Below are 5,546 nucleotides of genomic sequence, written 5' to 3' on the forward strand. Positions count from 1 at the left end.
TAATTATACATATATTATTATAATTATGCAATACTTTTAGTAACAAAAAAACTGAAAATATAATCTAAAATTTATATTTCCAGTTTAATTCCCGTAATCTAAAAAGATTCAATTTTTATTTAAACTTGATGTGATGAAATAGTACTATACATTGTTCTCACGCTTTTCTGTATCGTTCCATGGTTTCCTTAAATAATTCAGCCGTCGAAGGTGGTGTATATGAAATGGCATTTGCACCTGCCCTTATAGTTTCTCTGATACTGTCCTCTGTTTTTCCTCCTGTGGCTATTATAGGAAATTCAGCATATTGTTGTCTTATTTTTCTTACCAAATCCGCACTGTTTTTACCCGCAGACACATTTAATATTGAAGCACCTGCTTCTATCCTCTTTCCAATATCATCCCTTTCAGAAACTACCGTAACTATAATTGGAATATCAATGGAATCTCTTACAGCTCTTACAATTTCATTAGATGTAGGACTATTGACCACTACCCCCATAGCCCCCGTAAATTCAGCATTAAGAGCCAGATTTATAACACGTTTTCCCGTAGTAAGTCCTCCTCCTACACCACAAAATATGGGTACGTCAGAAGCCGCAACAAGAGCTTCCGTTATAACGGACTGAGGCGTAAAAGGATATACCGCCAAAATTGCATCTGCATTTATGTTCTTTATGATTGCTATATCAGTAGTAAACGCAAGAGATTTTATTCTCTTTCCAAAAACCTTTATTCCACTAGCTTCTCTCATAACAAGAGGGAGATTTATCATATGATCTCTAAGTGTCCCTCTTATTTCCGGTACATACTTTGCAATTTTTTCATTAATTTTTTCACTCATCTTTATCTCCCCAAACCGGTTTTAATTTTTTTCTCAAATATATTTTACATTAAATGCAAGCAATATTCTATAAAAATTTCATTAATTTAAAGAATATATCTTCTATACCGAAAAAACTTCTTCTGCTATTTTTACAGCTTCTCTGGCATCCTTCGCATAGTAATCTGCCCCTATCATATCTGCATAATTTTGATTTAATACTGCCCCTCCCACTACAATTTTACATTGAAGCTCATTTTCTCTTAAAGCATCTATGGTTTTTTTCATATTTATCACAGTAGTGGTCATAAGTGCGCTGAGCCCTACCAGCTTTATATCATTTTCTCTTACAGTATTCACTATCTTCTCTATATCCACATCTCTGCCTAAATCTATTACGTCAAATCCATAATTTTCCATAAGTACTTTCACTATGTTTTTTCCAATGTCATGTATGTCGCCTTTTACCGTAGCTAATACTATATTCCCCTTTTCTATATTTTTTTCTCCATCTTCTAGTATTTTCTTCTTTATTATCTCAAAAGATTTTTTCACTGTCTCCGCTGACTGTATGAGCTGTGGTAAAAATATATCCTGTGACTCATACATTCTCCCCACTTCATCCAGGGCAGGAATTATATTATAATTAACTATTTCCTCTGCCATTTTATTTTTTAACAGCTGTGACGTTATTCTTACAGCCCGATCTTCTATTCCGTCAATAATGGCCGATTTCAAATCTCCTTCACTTTCACCCTTATCTTCTTTATCATTCTTGGATAATACATCATTTTTGCTCCCATATATGGATATATAATTATCTGCTTCTTTATCCAGATTCGCCAAAACTTCAAAAGCAGCTACAACATCTTTAACCCCCTGATCTTGAGTATTTATAATGGGGAGATCCAAACCAGCATCAAGCGCCATAGCAAGAAAAGTCCTATTTAATATACATCTTCTTGGAAGTCCATAAGATATATTGCTCACTCCCAATACAGTTTTTACTCCAAATTTTTCTTTTACAAGTTTTACAGCTTTTACCGTTTCCATGACTTCCCTCTGCTGTGCCGAAGCAGTAAGCGTAAGACAGTCAACTATTATATCCTTTTTATTAATTCCATAACAGGCTGCAGTTTTAATTATCTTTTCTGCAATTTTAACTCTTCCCTCCGCACTGTCTGGTATTCCTTTTTCATCTATAGTAAGTGCTATTATACATCCCCCATATTTTTTTACTATTGGGAATACTTTCTCCATGATATTTTTTCTTCCATTAACAGAATTTATTATGGGCTTTCCATTGTATACTCTAGCTCCCGCCTCCAATACACTAGGATTTGGACTATCGATATCTATAGGCAATCGCACTACCTTTTGTATAGCCTTTATAGCTTTTTCCATCATTTTAACTTCATCAATTTCAGGAAGTCCTACATTAAGTCCCAATATATGAGCTCCCTCTTCCTTTTGAGTTACAGCTTCTTTTTCTATATAGCTTACATCTCCACTTTTTAACTGTTTTTTATATATCTCTCTTCCTGTAGGGTTGATCCTTTCACCAATAATCTTTATACCTTCCCCTAAAATTACAGTATTGGTAGAAGAGCAAATTGCAGTATAGTCCTTTTCTTTTATATCAATAGGCTGTATATTTTCAAGGGCACTGACAGTAGCTTTTATAAATTCAGGATCGGTACCACAGCATCCTCCAAAAATTCTAACTCCTTTTTTCGCCATAATAGCCATATTTCTTGAAAATTCTTCTGGTGTTATATCATAGATTGTATTCTTTCCATCATACCTAGGTAATCCCGCATTAGGCTGCACCATAACAGGTATAGATGAATACTCCAATATTTCATCTACAATTCCCTGAAGTTCAGATGGTCCAAGAGAACAATTTACACCAAGTGCATCCACCCCAAGCGCTTCCAATGTAACCACCATTGTTTTGGGATCCGTACCCATAAGAGTTCTGCCGTCCTGCTGAAAAGTCATTGTACAAAACACCGGCAGAGTTGTATTTTCCTTGGCTGCAAGAATAGCTGCTTTGGTTTCATAAAGATCAGACATAGTTTCTATTAAAACCAAATCTGCTCCAGCTTTTTTACCTACAATAACCTGATTTTTAAATAATTTATATGCCGTTTCAAAGCTCAAATTACCTGCTGGCTCCATTATTTGGCCTATTGGACCCAGATCCAGAGCAACTAATTTTCCCATGCAGGCCGCCTCTTCCTTTGCAATTTTCACTCCGGCCGTAATAACATCTTCTATATTATAATTTGAAGAATTGTACTTAAGTTCATTAGCTCCGAAAGTATTGGATATTATTATATCCGCTCCTGCCTCCAGATATCCTCTATGTATTTTTTTTATTATTTCAGCATTGGTCACATTTAGGATCTCTGGAAGTTCTCCAGGTTGAAGACCTGATCTTTGAAGCATGGTTCCCATAGCTCCGTCAAAGAAAATAAATTTTTTGTCAAATTTGTCCAATGGATTTCTGAATACCATTTACTCCACCCCTTTTCAAATACAACTTATACTTCTCATATATCTATAATAGACGACTAATTTCTCTTTAACATTATAGTCATAATTATAATACATTTTTTATCATTTAGACATTGATCTATTCGAAGGTCACCACACTTATCCAATTCACAATATATAAAAATCAGCCAGATTTGGTATTTGAATATAGTTGGGACTCTGAATTTTCAATTAATCATATAAAAAAACTGCCTTCCTACAAGAAAGAAAAGCAGCTTATAACTTCATAAAAAGCCAATCCTTCTTATCTTTCAGAATTAATTTCACAGCAGATTCATGTTAACTTTAGATTCTTTTAAAATCAACTATGCTGCAAATAACAAGTTCAATGCTTAAAAACTTTTTTTACATAAACAGCAAAACTTGTTTGATTCTATTCTGCAGGAATTGACACCGATACACAATTGCCGGTTGTCGGATTTCATAGGGCCTGTCCCTCAATCTCTCGTGATAAGAATATTTTAATATTAATACTTAAAATCGAAATTGTCAATTACTTAATACATAAAATTTTTTCATTTTTTTTCATTTTCCCCTTGACAAACCCCCCCATGATCTGTTATGATTTTCTCAATTAAATACGGAACTTCTTATCCAGAGCGGCTGAGGGACTGGCCCTATGATGCCCGGCAACCTGAATGATAACTTTCATTCAACGGTGCTAATTCCAGCAGGTGTATAACCTGAAAGATGAGGAGCATGAGGAAAAATCTTCTTGTATCTCATCTACAAGAAGATTTTTTATTTTGCCAAAATATATAGAAGTTTCGTCCAGAATATTTAATATATTATAAAGAAATATGAGGAGGAAGTAAAAATGAGTGAAGAGAGAAAATTAGGTTTTGAAACATTACAGGTACATGCAGGTCAAGTGCCTGATCCAACAACGGGAGCAAGGGCAGTTCCAATTTATCAGACAACATCTTTTGTATTCAAAGATGCAGATGAAGCTGCAGACTTTTTCCAGCTTAAAAAACCAGGAAACGTTTATGCAAGAATAATGAACCCCACAGAAGATGTATTTGAACAGAGGATAGCAGCTCTTGAAGGTGGAAGTGCAGGTCTTGCTACAGCATCAGGTTTGGCAGCAATATTATATTCTATATTAAACGTGGCAAATGCAGGGGACAACATAGTTTCAGCCAGCACCCTCTACGGTGGAACTTATGAATTGTTCTCAGTAACTTTAAAGAAACTTGGAATCGACGTAACATTTGTAGATCCTGATGATCCTGAAAATATCAGAAAAGCAATCAAGGACAATACAAAAGCAGTCTATGCTGAAACCATAGGAAACCCGAGAATAAATGTACTGGATATAGAAGCAGTGGCAAATATAGCCCATGAAAATAAAATACCACTTATCATAGATAATACTTTTGGTACTCCATACCTGGTAAGACCAATAGAATACGGGGCAGATGTAGTTGTTCACTCTGCAACTAAATTCATAGGTGGACATGGAACTACCATAGGTGGAGTCATAGTTGACGGTGGAAAATTTGACTGGAGAGCAAGTGGTAAATTTCCTGATTTCACTACACCTGATGAGAGCTACAATGGACTTGTATATGCTGATCAAGGTCCTGTGGCATTTGCTACAAAAGCCAGAGTACAACTTTTAAGAAATACAGGTGCAACACTGAGTCCTCAAAGTGCATTTTATTTCTTGCTTGGACTTGAATCACTTTCACTGAGAGTTGAAAGACATGTTGAAAATACAAGAAAAGTAGTTGAATTTTTAAGTAAACACCCGAAGGTTGCATGGATAAACTATCCTGAACTTGAAGGAAGCCCATATAGAGAACTAGCTAAAAAATATCTTCCAAAGGGAGCAGGTTCCATATTTACTTTTGGAATAAAAGGCGGATTTGAAGCTGGAAAGAAATTTATAAACAGCGTAAAATTATTCTCTTTACTTGCAAATGTAGCAGATGCAAAGTCCCTTGTAATCCACCCATCAAGTACTACTCATGCAGAGTTGAACGAAGAACAACAGAAAGCTGCCGGAGTAACTCCTGATCTCATAAGGCTTTCAATTGGTGTGGAAAACATTGATGATATTATATATGATTTAGACCAAGCTCTAGCTAAAGCTTGATAATAAACAAAGTTCCCTAATTACTTTAAATTCCCTAATTTTTTATATAATTTAATTTTAAAG

Annotated in this window: 3 protein-coding genes and 2 riboswitches; of the genes, 1 reads left to right on the plus strand and 2 read right to left on the minus strand. The window is 35.0% G+C overall.

Annotated features, from left to right (window positions below; all coding sequences use genetic code 11):
• Positions 1-157: 157 nt before the first annotated feature.
• Both J5G60_RS16290 and J5G60_RS16295 read right to left on the minus strand, forming a co-directional pair.
• Positions 158-844, minus strand: coding sequence for a hydrolase (locus J5G60_RS16290; protein ID WP_150358504.1), 687 nt, complete (start codon positions 842-844; stop codon positions 158-160).
• A 102-nt stretch (positions 845-946) separates the two neighbouring features.
• A complete protein-coding gene (locus J5G60_RS16295) occupies positions 947-3,343 on the minus strand; it encodes a homocysteine S-methyltransferase family protein (protein ID WP_150358503.1) in 2,397 nt (798 codons plus the stop codon).
• A 410-nt stretch (positions 3,344-3,753) separates the two neighbouring features.
• A riboswitch (SAM riboswitch) is annotated at positions 3,754-3,839 on the minus strand.
• A 130-nt stretch (positions 3,840-3,969) separates the two neighbouring features.
• A riboswitch (SAM riboswitch) is annotated at positions 3,970-4,079 on the plus strand.
• 120 nt (positions 4,080-4,199) lie between these two features.
• Here J5G60_RS16295 and J5G60_RS16300 point away from each other — a divergent pair.
• Positions 4,200-5,483 carry an O-acetylhomoserine aminocarboxypropyltransferase/cysteine synthase family protein gene (locus J5G60_RS16300; protein WP_150358502.1) on the plus strand — a complete coding sequence of 428 codons (1,284 nt, stop codon included), beginning with the start codon at positions 4,200-4,202 and terminating at the stop codon, positions 5,481-5,483.
• Positions 5,484-5,546: the final 63 nt, after the last annotated feature.

The sequence above is a fragment of the Clostridium sp. HV4-5-A1G genome, from assembly GCF_900184915.1.
GTDB classification, from domain to species: Bacteria; Bacillota; Clostridia; order Clostridiales; family Clostridiaceae; genus Clostridium_B; species Clostridium_B aromativorans.